Source organism: Pseudomonas mandelii (genome assembly GCF_024138395.1).
In the GTDB taxonomy this organism is placed as follows: domain Bacteria; phylum Pseudomonadota; class Gammaproteobacteria; order Pseudomonadales; family Pseudomonadaceae; genus Aquipseudomonas; species Aquipseudomonas mandelii_E.
Genome location: NZ_JAMYDU010000023.1, coordinates 46,677 through 63,424, shown reverse-complemented (window position 1 = coordinate 63,424; position 16,748 = coordinate 46,677). Strand labels below are relative to the sequence as shown.

13 protein-coding genes and 2 pseudogenes are annotated in these 16,748 nt (G+C 55.8%); 4 read left to right on the top strand and 11 right to left on the bottom strand.

Going from position 1 to position 16,748, the window contains the following annotated elements:
* Window positions 1-441: 441 nt before the first annotated feature.
* The gene (locus tag NHU87_RS23870) at window positions 442-1,464 is read right to left on the bottom strand and encodes a zinc-dependent alcohol dehydrogenase family protein (protein WP_253552943.1); all 1,023 of its coding nucleotides are present in this window, start codon (window positions 1,462-1,464) and stop codon (window positions 442-444) included.
* A gap of 268 nt (window positions 1,465-1,732) precedes the next feature.
* Between NHU87_RS23870 and NHU87_RS23865 the strand changes: the two genes are divergently transcribed.
* On the top strand, window positions 1,733-2,647 hold the full coding sequence (locus NHU87_RS23865; protein WP_095129803.1) for a LysR family transcriptional regulator: 915 nt from the start codon (window positions 1,733-1,735) through the stop codon (window positions 2,645-2,647).
* Between the two features lie 119 nt (window positions 2,648-2,766).
* Here NHU87_RS23865 and NHU87_RS23860 read toward each other — a convergent pair whose 3' ends face one another.
* Window positions 2,767-3,756 (bottom strand): isopenicillin N synthase family dioxygenase, encoded by a 990-nt coding sequence (locus NHU87_RS23860; protein WP_253552941.1) that lies wholly within the window; start codon window positions 3,754-3,756, stop codon window positions 2,767-2,769.
* A 360-nt stretch (window positions 3,757-4,116) separates the two neighbouring features.
* Between NHU87_RS23860 and NHU87_RS23855 the strand changes: the two genes are divergently transcribed.
* A complete protein-coding gene (locus tag NHU87_RS23855; RefSeq protein ID WP_253552939.1) occupies window positions 4,117-6,153 on the top strand; it encodes an NADH:flavin oxidoreductase in 2,037 nt (678 codons plus the stop codon).
* 111 nt (window positions 6,154-6,264) lie between these two features.
* Here the strand turns inward: NHU87_RS23855 and NHU87_RS23850 are convergent, their stop codons facing one another.
* From NHU87_RS23850 to NHU87_RS23835, 4 genes are all read right to left on the bottom strand, one after another.
* The gene (locus NHU87_RS23850) at window positions 6,265-7,038 is read right to left on the bottom strand and encodes a pyrroline-5-carboxylate reductase family protein (protein WP_253552937.1); all 774 of its coding nucleotides are present in this window, start codon (window positions 7,036-7,038) and stop codon (window positions 6,265-6,267) included.
* The gene (locus NHU87_RS23845; RefSeq protein ID WP_253552935.1) at window positions 7,031-7,735 is read right to left on the bottom strand and encodes a TetR/AcrR family transcriptional regulator; all 705 of its coding nucleotides are present in this window, start codon (window positions 7,733-7,735) and stop codon (window positions 7,031-7,033) included. The genes NHU87_RS23850 and NHU87_RS23845 overlap by 8 nt, the downstream gene beginning before the upstream one ends.
* Before the next feature lie 222 nt (window positions 7,736-7,957).
* Window positions 7,958-9,079: a mandelate racemase/muconate lactonizing enzyme family protein gene (locus NHU87_RS23840; protein WP_253552934.1), complete on the bottom strand. Its 1,122-nt coding sequence runs from the start codon at window positions 9,077-9,079 to the stop codon at window positions 7,958-7,960.
* Window positions 9,066-10,184 (bottom strand): alcohol dehydrogenase family protein, encoded by a 1,119-nt coding sequence (locus NHU87_RS23835; RefSeq protein WP_253552933.1) that lies wholly within the window; start codon window positions 10,182-10,184, stop codon window positions 9,066-9,068. Before NHU87_RS23835 ends, NHU87_RS23840 begins: the two co-directional genes overlap by 14 nt.
* Before the next feature lie 545 nt (window positions 10,185-10,729).
* Between NHU87_RS23835 and NHU87_RS23830 the strand changes: the two genes are divergently transcribed.
* Together NHU87_RS23830 and NHU87_RS23825 are read left to right on the top strand one after the other, a co-directional pair.
* The gene (locus NHU87_RS23830) at window positions 10,730-11,497 is read left to right on the top strand and encodes an SDR family NAD(P)-dependent oxidoreductase (protein ID WP_095942149.1); all 768 of its coding nucleotides are present in this window, start codon (window positions 10,730-10,732) and stop codon (window positions 11,495-11,497) included.
* Window positions 11,498-11,509: 12 nt separating this feature from the next.
* Window positions 11,510-12,265, top strand: a complete 756-nt coding sequence (locus NHU87_RS23825; RefSeq protein WP_253552932.1) for an SDR family NAD(P)-dependent oxidoreductase — start codon at window positions 11,510-11,512, stop codon at window positions 12,263-12,265.
* A gap of 109 nt (window positions 12,266-12,374) precedes the next feature.
* Here NHU87_RS23825 and NHU87_RS23820 read toward each other — a convergent pair.
* The 5 genes and pseudogenes from NHU87_RS23820 to NHU87_RS28515 form a co-directional block, all read right to left on the bottom strand.
* A pseudogene (locus NHU87_RS23820) lies at window positions 12,375-12,599 on the bottom strand (SDR family oxidoreductase); the annotation flags it as partial.
* Window positions 12,600-12,686: 87 nt separating this feature from the next.
* Window positions 12,687-14,033 carry an NAD(P)/FAD-dependent oxidoreductase gene (locus NHU87_RS23815; protein WP_253552931.1) on the bottom strand — a complete coding sequence of 449 codons (1,347 nt, stop codon included), beginning with the start codon at window positions 14,031-14,033 and terminating at the stop codon, window positions 12,687-12,689.
* Window positions 14,030-15,547 carry an aldehyde dehydrogenase gene (locus tag NHU87_RS23810; protein ID WP_253552930.1) on the bottom strand — a complete coding sequence of 506 codons (1,518 nt, stop codon included), beginning with the start codon at window positions 15,545-15,547 and terminating at the stop codon, window positions 14,030-14,032. The genes NHU87_RS23815 and NHU87_RS23810 overlap by 4 nt, the downstream gene beginning before the upstream one ends.
* Window positions 15,540-16,451 (bottom strand): dihydrodipicolinate synthase family protein, encoded by a 912-nt coding sequence (locus NHU87_RS23805; protein WP_253552929.1) that lies wholly within the window; start codon window positions 16,449-16,451, stop codon window positions 15,540-15,542. The genes NHU87_RS23810 and NHU87_RS23805 overlap by 8 nt, the downstream gene beginning before the upstream one ends.
* A pseudogene (locus tag NHU87_RS28515) lies at window positions 16,448-16,564 on the bottom strand (GntR family transcriptional regulator); the annotation flags it as partial. The pseudogene NHU87_RS28515 and the gene NHU87_RS23805, both read right to left, overlap by 4 nt.
* Window positions 16,565-16,748: the final 184 nt, after the last annotated feature.

Below are 16,748 nucleotides of genomic sequence, written 5' to 3'. Positions count from 1 at the left end.
AATTATTTGAAATGATTGACCGCTGTGGGTAACCCAAGGAGATCAAGATCGGCGCGATGCCCCGCAGAGCGGGCGTCTTGCGCTTCCACGCGTTTTCCTAGGAAATTTCCGACAGCGTCCCACAGACACTTAGCACAAGAAATAAAGAAAGAAGTTGCCCATGAATGTAAGACAACTGAGCGACGCCGCATTATTTGTTGAGCATATATTGCCGACGCGCATTGAGGAGTTTCAGCCTGATACTCGGCCATGACTCTTTCCTTGAGATGAAATTAATCATTCAATTATCAGGGCTTATATAATGATTAGAAGATACAGATTGAGAGCAAAAACCAGTTCAGTTGCTGAACCGGCCCACCGACCGATCGACGGGACGTCTCATTTGGGAGTGACTACCAGCAGAAGAGCCCGTACTCACACGGACTCTTGCGGAGGAAGGGCTCAGGCAGGCTCGACCTGAAGGGCGACCCGTTCGCGACATGGGCATTCGTCCATATAGCGGTGTGCTTCGACAAACTCGGAAAACGGAAACACGCGGGTCTTGAGCGGCAGCAGCACACGGTCCGCGGTCAACTGGTTGATGTCGCGCAGGGCACGTTGCAGTGCGGCCTGATCCTGGATGATGCCCAGCTCCGGCTTACCGGTGAAATTACCGATGCAGTGCACGAAGAACTGAATGTTCTTCTGGAACGCCGCACAGGCCGGGAATGGCGTCTGGTTACCGCCTTGCAGGCCATAGAGCACCAGGCTGCCGCGAGGTGCGAGCACATCGCCAAGCAGCGACATCTGCGGCCCGCCAAGGCCATCGAACACCACATCGACGCCGCGGTTGTCGGTAATTTTGTTGATCCGCATGAGCAGATCTTCTTCCTCGGTAACAATGACCTTCTCGGCGCCGAGGGACAGCAGGTACTCACGCTCATCCGCGGTTTTAGTCGCGGCAATCACTCGCACACCGAGCGCTTTGCCCAGTTGCACAAACGACGGTCCGGCGCAGTGGCTGGCATCGGTCACCAGGGCAAATTGCCCCGGTTTGACTCGCGCCAGATCGGCGTAGGCAAAATAAGCGATCAATAGCGGCGTGTAGTGCACGCTGGCTTCGATCGGGCTGAGCACGTCCGGGTAGAGCGTCAGCGCCGAGCGCGGCAGAACGATCTGTTCGCCGTAAACCGGGTAGTCGTTGGGGCTTTCGGCCGGGAAGCTGGCGACCTTGTCACCGACGGCCAGGTCATCGACGCCTTCGCCGACCATCGTGACCACGCCGGCCATTTCATGGCCCAGGCCTGAAGGCAGACGCGCATGGGACGAGGCCAGGTTCTGGCGCCAGAGAATGTCGTACCAGCTGATGCCTATCGCTTCGACGCGCACCTGCACTTCGCCCGGCGCAGGCAGAGCGGCCGCATGCTCTTCGCATTTGAGCACCTCGGCTGGACCAAACTTGTGAAAACGAATCGTGCGGGACATCGCAAACCTCGTCAAAGTAACCTCTAATGCCCTGAACTCTATCTGGGCTTTCTACCCAAGACCATCAGTGGCTATTAATAGTCGACATGCCTGTCATTGATTCCGCAGCGACGGCGACACCATCCAATGCCGTAAAAACCGAAGCAGCCTTTCAGGAAAAACTGAATTACCCTGTGCAGAGTACCAGCCTTTGCCCGTAAGATTCATGCCGGCCATTGTTCCCATATGGCCGCTCACGTCAAGTTTGCTGAATCTGCCAGGACTCCAGATGAATCGTAATGACCTGCGTCGTGTCGACCTGAACCTGTTGATCGTTTTCGAAACACTGATGCACGAACGCAGCGTGACCCGCGCTGCGGAAAAATTGTTCCTCGGCCAGCCGGCCATCAGTGCGGCGCTCTCGCGCCTGCGCGGGCTGTTCGATGACCCGTTGTTCGTGCGCACCGGCCGCAGCATGGAGCCTTCCGCCCGAGCGGTGGAAATCTTCGCCCTGCTCTCACCGGCTCTGGATTCGATTTCCACCGCGGTCAGTCGTGCGGCGGAATTCGACCCGGCGACCAGCACCGCGGTATTCCGCATTGGCCTGTCGGATGATGTTGAGTTCGCGCTGCTGCCGATGCTGCTCAAACGGCTGCGCGCGGAATCGCCGGGAATCGTGCTGGTGGTGCGTCGGGCCAACTACATCCTGATGCCGAACCTGCTGGCCTCGGGCGAGATCTCCATCGGTGTCAGCTACACCGCCGACCTGCCGGCCAACGCCAAGCGCAAAGTGCTGCGCCGCAGCATGCCGAAATTGTTGCGCGCCGACACGGTGCCGGGGCCGTTGAGCCTGGATGATTTCTGCGCCCGCCCCCACGCTTTGGTTTCATTCGCGGGCGATCTGAGCGGCTTTATCGATGAAGAGCTGGAAAAGCTCGGGCGCAAACGGCATGTGGTGCTGGCGGTGCCGCAGTTCAATGGGTTGAGCACCCTGATCAGCGGGACTGATATTGTCGCGACAGTGCCTGATTACACAGCGGAAGCGTTAACCGCTGCGGGTGGTGTGCGAGCTGAAGATCCGCCATTGCCGGTGCGTAGTTTTGAGTTGCACATGGCCTGGCGTGGGTCGCAGGATAATGATCCGGGTGAGCGCTGGTTAAGGTCGCGGATTCAGATGTTTTTTGGGGATCCTGAAAGTCTTTAGGCGCCTGAAGGTCGGAGTCAATCTCCTGCAACGCTGGCTGGGAGGTAAGCCAGCGTTTGTGTGGTTAAGCGACGATCCAAAGATCCCACCCCTTGCACATGCATGAGGAAAAAGAGTGATTACACCTTCTCGATTTCTTTCAGGTGCGCATAGCTATCAACAAATCGCTTAAATTTGTGTTCACCACATGTGTACGCTTCATACTTCGCGGGTAAAGTCTCACTCACGCAGGTTGGCACAGGTTCAACAACCGCATCGAAATCCAAATCAATAAAGAACGGTATCGAATAACGCTCCAGGCCGCTGGTATTGATGACTCGATGCATTGTCGAGGTGTAGCGATCGTTGGTGAGGGTTTGAACCAAATCACCAATGTTGACGATAAAAGTGCCTTCAACGGGTGGGGCAGTAACCCACTCCCCTGCACGGTTTCTGACTTGCAAACCGCCCACTGCATCTTGGGATAGGACCGTCAAGAAACCATAGTCCGTATGTGCCCCAATGCCGATCTCCTCTTGGGAAATCCTTCCGATCTGGGGCGGGTAACGCAAAATCCGTTGGATAGTGATGGGCTTACGCTGAAGATTTTCAAAGTAATCTTGTGGTAAACCCAAGCTCAGCGCGATCCCGCCAATAAGCATTCGCGCGAGTGCCAATACAGAGGAATGGTAATCTTCGGCAACCTTCTCAAATTGCGGCAGTACAGATGGCATTTGATTAGGACCAAAGAATGGAGAGACCTCATCATAATGAGCTCCGCAATCAAAACACTCTTTGAAATCGCGGGTATTAGCAGGATCGACGTTTTCCGCGTACATCGGTATATAACCACGCAGCGTGAGCCCGGAATTCACGACATTAAGCTTGTTCTTCTCCTCATAAGGAAGCTTGAAAAAACTTTTGGTAAGCGCATACATCTCATCTATTAACTGCTGGTCAATACCATGGTTTTTTATATAAAAAAACCCCACCTTTTCGCATGCCTCACCTATTTGGCTTGCCACCTTCAGTGGATTTTCGCCGTTTATGAGCGACGATATATCTATGACTGGAATTTCAGTGAAAGCTGTCTGCTTGCTAGCCAAGCGAATATCAAATAACTCTGTCACCTATGCTCTCCTTTCCGAAATATCAATAAGGCAAAAAATTTGGAAAGCACGACTGTGCCCTCTTCAATCCCACTGAATCACACCTGAACCGTCACCTATAACGCCCACTTTCACGTCCGCCTCACGAGTGCGGTTTGCCGCTGCGCGCACGTTCATCACTGCGCGGGCACTGATCGCTCAATGCGATGGCAGCCAGGCGCGTACGAATCAAATCAGCCCGGGTTTTGACGGATGTTAATCCTGGATTTTTTGGCACGCAAGCAAAATGTACACCTGTGTCAGCATTCGTTGACACAGGTGTACATTTATCCTAATTTTAAGTCACCGAGCCTGATAAGACCCATGATGGAGGGCACCACGATGTCCAGCGATCCCCTGCTGCAACCCTATAAGATCAAGAACCTGACGCTCAGAAACCGGATCATGACCACCTCCCATGAGCCGGCCTATCCAGTCGACGGCATGCCCAAGGATTTGTACCGCGCCTATCACGTAGAGCGCGCAAAAGCAGGCGTCGCGCTGACCATGACCGCCGGCTCGGCGGCCGTGTCTCGAGACAGCCCGCCGGTGTTCAACAATGTGCTCGCCTACAAGGACGAAGTGGTCGGATGGTTGAAGGACCTGACCGATGAATGCCACGAACATGGCGCGGCAGTGATGATCCAGCTGACTCACTTGGGCCGTCGCACCCGCTGGGATAAGGCCGACTGGTTGCCGGTGGTGTCGCCATCACACCGTCGCGAGGCGTCGCACCGCTCCTTCCCGAAGAAAATGGAGGAATGGGACATCGAGCGGATCATCAAGGACTATGTAGACGCCGCGGAGCGCATGAAGGCGGCAGGTCTCGATGGTCTGGAGCTTCAGGCTTACGGGCATTTGATGGACCAGTTCTGGTCACCGTTGACCAATGACCTCGACGGCCCTTACGGCGGCTCGCTGGAAAACCGTATGCGCTTTACCTTCGACATCCTGCGCGGTATCCGCCAGCGGGTCGGCGAAGATTTTCTGCTCGGGGTTCGCTACACCGGTGACGAAGAACTGCCCGGGGGCTTCAATGCCAGCGAGGGCATGCAGATTTCCCACATGCTCAAGGACAGCGGGCTGGTCGATTTTCTGAACGTGGTACGCGGCCACATCGATACGGACGCCGGCTTGACCGATGTCATCCCGATTCAGGGTATGCGCAACTCACCCCACCTCGACTTCGCCGGCGAGATCCGTTCGGCAACAGGCTTCCCGACCTTCCACGCGGCGAAGATTCCCGACGTGGCCACCGCGCGCTACGCGATCGCCTCGGGCAAAGTGGACATGGTGGGCATGACCCGTGCGCACATGACCGATCCGCACATTGTGCGCAAAATCATCGAGAAGCGCGAAGAAGACATTCGCCCGTGCGTGGGCGCCAACTATTGCCTGGATCGCATCTACCAGGGCGGCGCGGCCTACTGCATTCACAATGCGGCGACCGGCCGCGAAACCACCATGCCCCATGACATCCCCAAAGCCGCCGTCAAGCGCAACGTGCTAGTGGTCGGTACCGGCCCTGCCGGGCTGGAAGCGGCGCGGGTCGCCGGTGAGCGCGGTCATGACGTAACGGTGCTTGAGGCGGCTGACCGACCTGGCGGGCAGATTCGTCTGACTGCGTTGAGCGAGCGTCGTCGCGAGATGATCAGCATCATTGATTGGCGCATGGCGCAATGCGAACGGTTGGGGGTGAAGTTTCACTTCAATACCTGGGCCGAAGCCGACACCGTGCAAGCCTTCGAGCCAGACGTGGTCATCGTTGCGACCGGCGGCCTGCCGGATACCGAGGTGCTCCGCGAGGGCAACGAACTGGTGGTTTCAACCTGGGACATCATTTCCGGTGACATCAAGCCCGGTCGCAACGTACTGATCTTCGACGATGCGGGGGATCATGCCGCCCTGCAGGCTGCCGAGGTCATCGCGCAAAGCGGCGCGACCGTGGAGATCGTCACCCCTGACCGCTCGTTTGCACCTGAAGTCATGGCCATGAACCTGGTGCCCTACATGCGCAGTCTGCAAGATCTGGACGTCACCTTCACCGTGACCTACCGCGTCGATACGGTGCAAAAGCGTGATGGCGGGCTCGTTGCAACCTTTGGCAGCGATTACGGACAGGTTCACAAGCAGCGCGTGGTCGATCAGGTGGTCATAAACCACGGCACCCTTCCCCTGGACGATTTGTACTTTGAGCTTCGGCCTCTTTCCACCAATGGCGGCGCGGTAGAACAACATGACCTGATCGCCGGCAACGCGCAGAACATCGTCACCCATCCCGAAGGACGCTTCCAGCTGTTCCGGATCGGCGATGCAGTGTCGGCCCGTAATACCCACGCGGCCATCTATGACGCGCTGCGTCTGGTGAAAGATCTCTGAACGAACCGTCATCCATTACTCGTCGGGAGCGCTGCCATGAATGGCCAGCTCCCAACACCACCACAACCCAATGAAGGCCCTTCAGCGGGCCTTCATTGCTTATCTCTTCGGCTACATGCCTTTGCGGGCAATTTCAGCGCCTGCCTGCACGGCTCGCCCCACAATCGACTCGATGTTTTGATCGGCCATCGACTGCAGCGCTGCTGCCGTCACGCCACGGTAAGCCATCAACGACTCAATCACTTGCCGCGGATCGCGGTTGGCAAGCATCTGGCCGCCCCCCACCACTACGCCTTGTGCAGCTCGCTGCGCGATGGCAAGGGGAATTCCCGCAGCCACCGCCTGATTAGTCAGTGCCATTTGCAACATTGCCGGGAAGGCCGGCCCAGTCCCGGACAACGCACTGAGGTAATCAATGCAGTCTTCATCCGGCACTTCGTCCGCCGAACCTACGCATTCGAACAGACGCTGCATCCACTTGCGGTCGTGATCACCCAGATTCCCGGCACTGTACCAGGGCGTGAATGATTGCCTGATTTCCACGGCCGCATTCGGCATGGCCCGCACGACCACATCCGCGCCGGTGGCTGCGCTGATGGCTACCGCCGGAACGCCGGCCATCAAGGAAATCACCAGCTTGCCGCGGGCATCGATTTTGAGTTCGCGAAACTGCTCCGGCCGGATGGACAGCACGACCCTGTCGCTGAGCTCAACCAACTGCTGGTTGTCGGCCAACAGCCTAACGTCTGGCCCGAAAGTACTGACGCCGGAGCGGTTCGAGATCAATAAACGGTCAGGCCCGATGAACCTGCTATCGAGCAGCGCCTCGGCGATTGCCCGCCCCAGCCAACCGGTGCCGCCGATGATGCCCAGGGTTTTATTCATCGGCAGTGGACTCCTCGAATGTTTCAACCAAGGGAACGAAAACACCGGGCTCTTTTTCTGCGTAGCCGAACTTTCCATAAAAGCGGTCCAGCTCGCGCCGCTTCGGTGCTTTGCCGGTAAACACGCTCACGTACTGAGGAATCCGTCGAAATCGAACGACGATATCTTCATTGGTTTTCATGGAGATGTAGCCGATCTGTGTGAGGTAGATCGTCCTGGCTCGAACGTCGGCAGCCTCACCGTCGTAGCCGAACCGTCGGAACATGGTGGCCAAGGCATTCATCCGCGCCTCATCGGCCAAAGCGATTTCAGCGGTGACTTCGTCCGATTGCAACGCCCAACTGCGCACGGCAAATTCGAATTGCGAGTCGAACACTTCAGGGTTCAGCCAGCACTCGAAAACGTTGAGAATCGCTTCGGAAATACTTTCAGCGTAACTCTCACATTGACTGATCATCCCGCCGGTGTTCTTGTCCTTCCAGCGGGCCAGGAGCGCCGCGAGTAGCTGTTCCCGATCTTCATAGAACCAATAGAAGCTGGTACGGGACAAATTCAAGCGTTTGGCCAGCGGCATCACCCGCACAGCATCCACACCCGACTCTTTAAGAGCATCGTAGGCGGCGTCCAGCCAACCATCGACGGAGCCTCGCCAGCCTGCGTCCTGCGCTTTTGTTTTCGCCCTTCCTGTCTGTGACATTCGGGATGACCTTTCTTTGAAAATTCCTCGTCACTGTACACCCCAAGATCTGTGGCGTACACGGAATGTACATAGGCGTACATTTCCGAGACGTACGTCTTCTAAAATAAAGTGATCACACCGTTAATGGATACGAATCAATTCACTGGTGGAAAGGCGCGGATTTCACACAAAGAAAGCGACGCCCGAAAAACTTCATGCGCCGCGCGGCTGGAGATCAACTCAGCGATATACCGTTACGGGTTCACCGACGACGTCCCGATTGATCGTGATGCCCAATCCTGGGGTCTGCGGGGCACGGATACGGCCATCCACCACGGGAATGTCGACGTGTGCCGTGATCGGTGGATACATATCGCGCGTATCAAGCACGCAGCGCAGATTTCGGTGCGGGATAGATTGCCCGAGGTGAGTCAGTGCGGCGAACGCTACCTGTGAGCCAGCGGTCTCCTGGACACTCATCGTCAAGCCGGAGGTCATGCACATGTCGCGCAGACGTCGGGCTCTGGTCAGGCCGCCATGTTTGGAAACTTTCAGACCAATACCGTCTGCAGCCTTCTCGCTGATCAGTTGCATCACCGAAGCTTCATCCGTCGCCAGCTCGTCCATGATCAGCGGCACATTGGTTCGCTGGCGCAGGGACATGTGCTCAGCCCAGGTGGCGCATGGCGCCTCAAGCACGAAGTCCAGCCCGGATGGCAGCAGTTTCAGCATGCGCAATGCATGTTCTACCGTCAGGCCACCGTTGCAATCAACGATGAAGTATTCCTCGGGGCGGGCATCTGCAAGTGATGCCTCAATGCGCGCGGCATCCAGCGCGGGCCCACCCTCCTCCGGTGTCGCGCCGACCTTCACCGAATGCCCCAGGTACCCTTGCTTTCGAGTCTGAGCAATTCGACGACGCATGTCTTCAGGATCGCCGGCATAGGTCGAGTCGATAATCGGCATGGAAAGTCCTGTACTGCCCCCCAGCAGTTCACACACCGGCATCCCGACCGCTTTGCCCAGGATGTCCCAGCAAGCCACATCAATCGCAGCTTTCGCATGAAGGTGGCCCATCAAGGTGCTGTCCATGAGATCGTTGATACGGTCAACCTGACGGGGATCCCGGCCGATGAGCAGGTCCGCCATTTCGGCGATACCCGCTCTCACACCCAGGGCGTGCGCTGCAATATAGTTCGGGCCAAAAGGCGTCGACTCGCCCCAGCCTTCAAGACCAGTGTCTGTACAAATACGCACTATCGTGGAGTCAAAACTTGTGTAAGTACGGCCGCCTGACAGCTTATAAACGCCGCCAGCGTATGGCAGATCTACTTGATAAACTTCAATTTCAATGATCTTCACAAACACTCTCCTGTGGTGGCACTAATACCAGTTTTCCCGCATAACATTTTTCTATGAAGTCATTCTGTGCCTTGGCAATGTCGGACAGTGGATAACTGTTGCTGACAAAGGGACGGATGCGACCGTGTTCAATATGACCGACCAACTCATCGAAAACTGCATCCTCCTGGAAAGTGCAGCCATGAAATGTGAGGTCTTTCAAGTAAAGCGTTCGCAGATCCAGCTCGACGATTGGGCCAGCGATAGCACCCGAAACAGCGTAACGACCACCTCGCTTGAGCACTTGCAAGAGTGCGGGCCAGTCTTTGCCACCCACCAGATCCAGCACCACGGAGACGCTATTTTCACCAAGCGCCTCAACTAAATTTGCGTCTCGATGAACAACACGATCGGCGCCCAGAGTCAGAATTTGATCCGCCTTGCTTGCACTGGTAATTGCAATCACCTCGGCGCCACGGTATTTTGCCAACTGGACCGCCGCCGATCCCACACCGCCACTTGCACCGGTGATCAGTACTTTGTCAGCGCCATTGACGGCTACACGCTGGAGTAAAAGTTCGGCGGTTGAATAGGCACATGGAATAGAAGCTAACTCGATATCGCTCCAATCACTGTTCACCGGCCATGTGTCCGCTGCCGGCGCAACTGTAAATTGCGCAAAAGCCCCATTGCAGTCTGAACCGTAAGTCCAGCACTCGAACGGCCGATTCTCAACCGGTGCTCGCAGCATGTTGCGTACCAGTACTCGCTGACCGATTCGAGAATCGTCCACCCCTTGGCCAACCGCAACAATGCGCCCGCAGCAATCTGCGCCCTGGATCAGCGGAAACTTGAGCGGCACACCAGACCAGGATGCGTCCTCAGTGTCGATCTGAGCGAACCCAGAAGCGCCACCCGAATTTGTATCGCCGGTTATTTGTTTGGAGTACCAACCAATACGCGTGTTGATGTCGGTGTTGTTGACTCCAGCAGCGCCAACTTTTATCAAGACTTCGCCGACACCAGGGCGAGGCACTGGCACATCGGTTCGATACTCCAGTTGCTCCGTACCCCCATGCCCCTTCAGAAGCACAGCGTGCATGGTCTTGGGTAATGTAAACGTCATTCGGCTCTCCTAGTCGTTTGAGTTATGCAACCTGTCTTCGATTTTTATTTGTCGGCGGATTGCCAAGAGGATGTTTGCTGCGCGTGCAAACAAAAAGACTGTACTGGCGGTTATTTATTTTTATTCATAGGCGCTCAAACTCTGTGTATTCAACGGCCTAGGTATTGCCAGCAAAACAATGAGGCTTGTAAATTGCAGATTTGTAGCTTTCTACTTAAAGAAAACCTTAGCAGCTGATACCCCCTGTCCATAATGATATTTTAGACACATAAACGATGACCTCCCGTTATGAACACCTCACGTTCCGTGGGATTGCTCGTCATGACACATCGATGCTCAGGCAGGGATTGTGTTAGCGGCTAAACTACATTCCGCCCCGTGCCAACCGGCTCGGCATACCGGTTTGAGCGCAGTTCTAAACTATCGAGTCAGAAATTCTTGGATAACGTCAGGTTATCTTTGGCCCTGTAAAAAAGTTGCTGGACGCTGCGCTCCATTGAAATTAAATAATGGATCCGCCAAAAACTTACCAGGCAGGTTGCCCGATGAAATTCAATAATAAAGTGGTGGTCATTACCGGCGCTGCCGGCGGTGTCGGACAGGCGTTAGCACTATTGTTCGCCCGAGAAGGCGCAAAGCTTGTTTTGTCTGATCTTGATGAAGCCGGTTGCAAATCAATTTCCGCCAAAGTCCGTGACTTAGGCGCCGAAGTGCACTACGTGGCAGGCGATTTACGCCGTAAAGAATATTGCGAAGCGATTGTCCAAACTGCCGTCGATGTTTTTTCGGGGATCGACATCGTATTGAACAATGCGGGCATCATTCCCCGCGGCACGATTGAGGAAACCACTGACGACATGTGGTTCGACGCCATGGGCGTAAACCTGAATGCAGTGTTCTTCATCTGCCGTGCCGCGATACCGCACATGAAAAATCGCCCGGGTGCCGCAATCGTCAACACATCATCTGTCTGGGGCATTTATCCAGGCCCCGCTCATGTTGCGTATTGCACAAGCAAAGGAGCTGTCGCGGCTTTAACCAAAAATCTGGGTCGTGATTGCGCCCCCTTGGGCATCCGCGTCAATGCCGTATGCCCGCACGAAATCAATACCCCGATGATACGCAGCGGCTTTGAACGTCGCGGCTTGGATCCGGACAAAGCCGTGCAAGAACTGAACAAGAGCGTGCCATTAGGCCGTATCGCCGAGCCTGAAGACATTGCGGATGTCATTGCATTTCTGGCGTCCGACGAGGCCAGGTACATCGCCGGCGAAACGGTAGAAGTTACAGGCGCCAAGCCGGTGTCCGGCTAAGGAGAGGTAGCGATGCTCAAAGGTAAAAATGTAGTGGTGACCGGGGGCGGCAGAGGGATTGGCCGAGGCATCACCGAACAATTGCTTGAGGCGGGAGCTTGCGTGTTGATCGCTCAGCGCCAGGCACTGGACGCCGACTTGCAAAATCACCCTCAAGTCTATTTCGTCGAGGCTGATCTCGCCTCGATGGAGTCACCTAATTTGATTGCACAGTTCGCCCAGGAGCAGCTTGGCGGTATCGATGTATTGGTTAACAACGCCGGGTTCATGTTCGAGAAATCCATTGATGATATGACCGAACAAGACTGGGATCGCATGATGGCAGTCAATCTGCGGGCGCCAGCGTTCTTGTGCAAGGCGTTGGTGCCTCAGATGCGTCAGCGAGGCGGTGGCAGCATCATCAACATCGGGTCGATCGAAGGGATAGGCGCCAACCCTGAACATGCCGCGTACTGCGCTTCCAAGGCGGGAATCCATGGGTTGACCCGAGCCTTGGCAATCGATCTCGGCCGAGACAGCATCCGCTGCAATGCCATTGCTCCTGGGTGGATCAATTCCGAGCTGAGTGATGCATACCTCTCCGCTCAAGCTGATCCGCGTGCGGCGCGCCAGGCACTCCTGCGCCTTCACCCGGTCGGGCGTACCGGATTGCCGGCGGATGTTGGCGGGACAGTCGTTTTCCTGGCCTCCGAATCATCGGCCTTCATCACCGGGCAGGTGCTGGTGGTGGATGGGGGGCGCACGGCGAAACTGCCACTGCCGTTTTGATCGAAGCAGCCTTACCTGCGACGGAGGGAGTCAGTCACCTACCTCCGTTGCAAGTCGCGCGAAGCCGGACTCAGACCCGCTGCAAAATTTTGCAGCGGGCACGCATTGATTACTTGGGTGCTTTGTTCTCTGTCAGGCAATTGCCACCATCGATCACCAGCAACTCGCCGGTAATGTAACTGGACTCAGGTGAGGCCAGGAATGTAACGGCAGCCGCCACTTCTTCCGGGCGACAAGCCCTGCCAACCGGTACATACTTCGCTTCATTCTCTTCCTCTGGAGTGCTTGACCCTGTGGCGATCCAGCCCGGCGCGACCGGATTCACAGTGATTCCATAGCAAGGCTGCAGGGGTAGAAGCGGTTGCATATTTCAGTGCTTGAATGAAGAGAATCTGAAGGAAAAGCCGACAACTTAAACTTGTTAACCTTCTCGCCCGGCCCAAAACTCATGCCAACGAATGACCGAACTGACACCCAGCTTCGTTATTATCTTGGGGGGTAGCCTGCTGGGTCCTGGCGCGTGACTGAAACTATCCAGAAAATCAGAACGTACACCCGAAGCCAATTCCGCCGCCATGACACCTGCCAGGGTGCTCTTGACCGTTCCCAACCCATTTTCGCAGCAAGCCGAATACAGGTTTTCTTCGATCTCGCCAAATGCAGCGGCGCTGTTGCGGCTCAAACACAGGCGGCCGGCCCAGCTGAACTCCAACGCAGTGGATTTCAATTCGGGAAAGCGTGCATCCAAGGAATGTCGCTGTTCTTTGGCCACCGCAGCTACCCGCTCTGGAGTGACCTGGATACTCGGGTCATAGGTAAACTTTGTCCGAATGACAATACGCGAGAGACCGTCTGAAGAGATCTTGCGAACGGTCGCGCCCATTGGATCCGCCGGCAACAACGCCCACTTGGCTTTGCCCGGCACCTCTTTCCTGAATGCATCATCACTGTACGCCGCTGTCATGGAAGCGTAAGTGAAGACGTGCAACAGGCGTCCTTGATAATGGCCAAAGTCTTCAATGTGCCCGTTAACCCCCAGAATGACCTTGGGGGCGTGCACCGTCCCGTTATGAGATCGAGCGCTCCAACCACTTCCCTGCTGGGTCAATTCAATAATCGGAGAGCGTTCGAACAGCGTGATTTTCCCTTCGAGCCCTGCTGCCAGGTCCCTAATGTATTGCGCGGGTTGAATCATCACTGCGCCGGGAGTGTAGATCCCACCGTGGTAATAGGTGGACCCGGTGATTTCGCGCATTTGCGCGGCATCAAACATCTCGAACTTCTCGCCAATTCGTTCAAGAGATTGAGCGTAATTGACGTTCAACTTCAATCCCCGCTCAGTGGCGGCCGCGTTGATCTTCCCGGAAGGGTCGAACGTTTCGGCAGACATGCCGTACTCCCGCGCGGCTTCAGCGGCAAAAGCAATCGCAAAACGATTTTGCGTGATTTCCAGCGCCGTTGCAGACTCACTCGCCACGGAATACTCCCCGGACGACAAACTGTGCGGCACATCGATCATGAAGCCAGAGTTTCTGCCCGCTGGCCCCTTGGCGACTTCATGAGCATCGACCACAACAATGCTGTCGCCAGGGTGTAACTGTGAAAGTCTGCGAGCGGCGGAAAGGCCGGCAAAACCGGCACCGATAATCAGCCAGTCCGCCGTCACGTTTCCATCAAGCATGCGGACAGGCGCAGTGCGTGCGGAAATCGCCTCCCAACCTGAAACCCCGGTGTCTACCGGCAGGCGCTTGATGGTATGGGTGCTCATTTTTCGGTCTCTTCATCCGACCGATCAGACACATCGATCCAGATGGTTTTGATTTCGGTGTATTGGTCATGGGCAAAGATGGATTTGTCCCGACCGCCGAACCCTGATTCCTTGTAGCCGCCGAAAGGCGTCGACGCATCACCCTCACCAAAGCAGTTCACGGTGACGATGCCGGCGCGGATTTCTCGCGACAACTTGATTGCCCGCCGCAGGCTGCCGGTGTAAACAGAGGCCGCCAGGCCATATACCGTGTCATTGGCCAGCGCAATGGCTTCGGAGATCGTGTTGAAGGAGGTGACCGAGAGAATCGGGCCGAAGATCTCTTCCTGGAACAGCCGGTTGTCTCGACCAACACCGTCAATCACCGTTGGCTCTACAAAGGCACCGTCTTTGGTCGCGCCACCGTAAACCACTTCAAGCTTTCCAGCGGCGGCGTGCTCAAGGTACGACTTCACTTTGGCAAAATGCTCAGGGCTGACCAGCGACCCTACGCGGTTTTCCGGATCGAGTGGGTCGCCCATTTTCCATTCGCGGATGTACGCGCCCATGCGCTCTAGCAGCTCGTCTTTAACAGACGCATGGACGATCAGACGTGACGTCGCGGAGCAGTTTTCGCCCATGTTCCAGAACGCGCCATTGACGACATGCTGAGCGACGAGATCCAGGTCTTGGGCATCATCCATCACCACGGCCGGATTTTTTCCTCCGCACTCAAGCACGATGCGTTTCAGGTTCGAATCGGCGGCGTAATGCAGGAAACGGCGACCGGTCGCGGTGGAGCCGGTGAAGCTCACCATGTCGACATCGTTGTGCAAGCCAATCGGCTCACCGACCTCTTTACCCGTACCGGTCACAATGTTCAGTACACCAGCGGGTATACCGGCTTCAAACGCCAGTTGAGCGACACGCAACGTGGTCAGCGAAGTTTGTTCAGCTGGTTTGACGATGACTGAACAGCCCGCAGCGAGCGCCGGGCCGATTTTCCAGGCCAGCATCAGCAGCGGGAAGTTCCAGGGCAATACGCAGCCCACCACGCCGATCGGCTCCCGAACTACCATGGTCAGCGCGTCGCTGCCCACCGGGGCGGTGTTGTCATAAATCTTGTCGATCAGTTCTGCGTGCCAGCGGATCGTGTGGATGGTGTCGGGGATGTCGACCAACTGACATTCGCTGACCGGTTTGCCGCTATCGAGACTTTCGAGGACGGCCAGTTCGTGTTGATGGCTTTCAAGCAGGTTTGCAAACTTCAACAGAACCGCTTTGCGCTCCCGAGGAGAAACAGATCTCCAGCGTCCATCCTCAAAGGCCTCCTTGGCATTGCTCACCGCGAAGTCGACATCCTCGGACGAACAAGCGGCGACGTCGGTCAAAAAGTCACCGGTCGCCGGATTGTTCGTGGCGAAGGTTTTGCCCGAGATCGCGGGTTTAAACGCGCCATTGATGAACGCCTTGGAAGGCAACGAAATATCTTTGGCCAGAGCGGCATACTCGGCCTTGCTCAGAAGATCACCCATGGCTGGCTCCCGAAGAAATGTTGGCTACGTTACGTTTGAGTTCAGTAATGACCGACGCGAAACTCAGCTTTTCGTCCGCTTCAAGTGGCTGCAATGGCAGGCGCACGTTACCGACTTTCAATCCGGCAACTTCGCAACCGTACTTGATCGACTGCACGAACTTCCCACCGTCCAGGGCATTCATCAGCGGCATCATTGCCGACATGATTTGACGGCCTTTGTCGAAGTTCTTTTCGATCACGCAGGCTTCATAAAGCGCAACGTGTTCCTTGGGCAGGAAGTTGGAACCTGCGCACACCCAACTGCGGGCGCCCCAGGCAAAAAACTCGAGGGCCTGGTCGTCCCATCCGCAGGACAAGGCGATGTTGGGGAACTGCCGGGCCAGCCTATGCACCTGGCCCATGTCGCCAGAACTTTCCTTGATGGCGACGACGTTTTTCGATTGACTGACACGCGTGAAATATTCTTCATCCATCGAAACGCACATGCGCCCCGGATAGTTGTAAAGCATGATCGGCAAGTCCGCTGCGCGATCGATAGTGAGCGCGTGAATCGCGTTTTCCTGTGAGGTTGGCAGCGCGTAAGGTGGGGACGTGACGAGAATGGCGTCCGCTTTGATCGATTTGGCATCCTTGGCGTACTGAACCGCATCTTCGGTGCGAATCGCCCCGGTACTGACGATCAGTTGCACCCGAGTGCCGATCACATCTTTGGCGTAGGCCGCCAACTCGGTGCGTTCTTCCGAAGTCTGCGCATAATACTCGCCGGTCGAGCCGCCGATAATAATGCCGTGCACCTTCGCCTCAATCAGCGACTCCAAAACTTCCGAGTACACATTCCAGTCAATCTCCCCATCAGAGTTATAAGGCGTAACTGCTGGCGTATAAATACCTTCAAATTTCAAGATAGTTGCTCCGAATGCGAGGTAGGTGGAAGGTCAACGAGCGCGTCAGCTTTGATGCCTTGAGGCGCGATAAAAATCTCCATGTTTTCACGGGACAGTTCCCAATGCTCAAAACACGAGATCGCCAGAGGTTGTTTTACTGACTAAGTACCGTTAGCTGTTGAATCCAGACTGGCATGGGGCAATAAAGTGGTCAATAGCGTGTCTTCCCCGTGCAGACATCTTTAAAGCGATATAGCGCACAGAGTCGAAAAATATTTATCCTTTAAATTCAATTGGTTGCGAATAGGATATTAA

What these genes read in the sequence shown, in the direction of transcription:
- NHU87_RS23870 (WP_253552943.1), bottom strand. Translation starts at nt 1,464, where the DNA reads ATGTCCCGCACGATTCGTTTTCACAAGTTTGGTCCAGCCGAGGTGCTC.
- NHU87_RS23865 (WP_095129803.1), top strand. Translation starts at nt 1,733, where the DNA reads ATGAATCGTAATGACCTGCGTCGTGTCGACCTGAACCTGTTGATCGTT.
- NHU87_RS23855 (WP_253552939.1), top strand. Translation starts at nt 4,117, where the DNA reads ATGTCCAGCGATCCCCTGCTGCAACCCTATAAGATCAAGAACCTGACG.
- NHU87_RS23850 (WP_253552937.1), bottom strand. Translation starts at nt 7,038, where the DNA reads ATGAATAAAACCCTGGGCATCATCGGCGGCACCGGTTGGCTGGGGCGG.
- NHU87_RS23845 (WP_253552935.1), bottom strand. Translation starts at nt 7,735, where the DNA reads ATGTCACAGACAGGAAGGGCGAAAACAAAAGCGCAGGACGCAGGCTGG.
- NHU87_RS23835 (WP_253552933.1), bottom strand. Translation starts at nt 10,184, where the DNA reads ATGACGTTTACATTACCCAAGACCATGCACGCTGTGCTTCTGAAGGGG.
- NHU87_RS23830 (WP_095942149.1), top strand. Translation starts at nt 10,730, where the DNA reads ATGAAATTCAATAATAAAGTGGTGGTCATTACCGGCGCTGCCGGCGGT.
- NHU87_RS23825 (WP_253552932.1), top strand. Translation starts at nt 11,510, where the DNA reads ATGCTCAAAGGTAAAAATGTAGTGGTGACCGGGGGCGGCAGAGGGATT.
- NHU87_RS23815 (WP_253552931.1), bottom strand. Translation starts at nt 14,033, where the DNA reads ATGAGCACCCATACCATCAAGCGCCTGCCGGTAGACACCGGGGTTTCA.
- NHU87_RS23810 (WP_253552930.1), bottom strand. Translation starts at nt 15,547, where the DNA reads ATGGGTGATCTTCTGAGCAAGGCCGAGTATGCCGCTCTGGCCAAAGAT.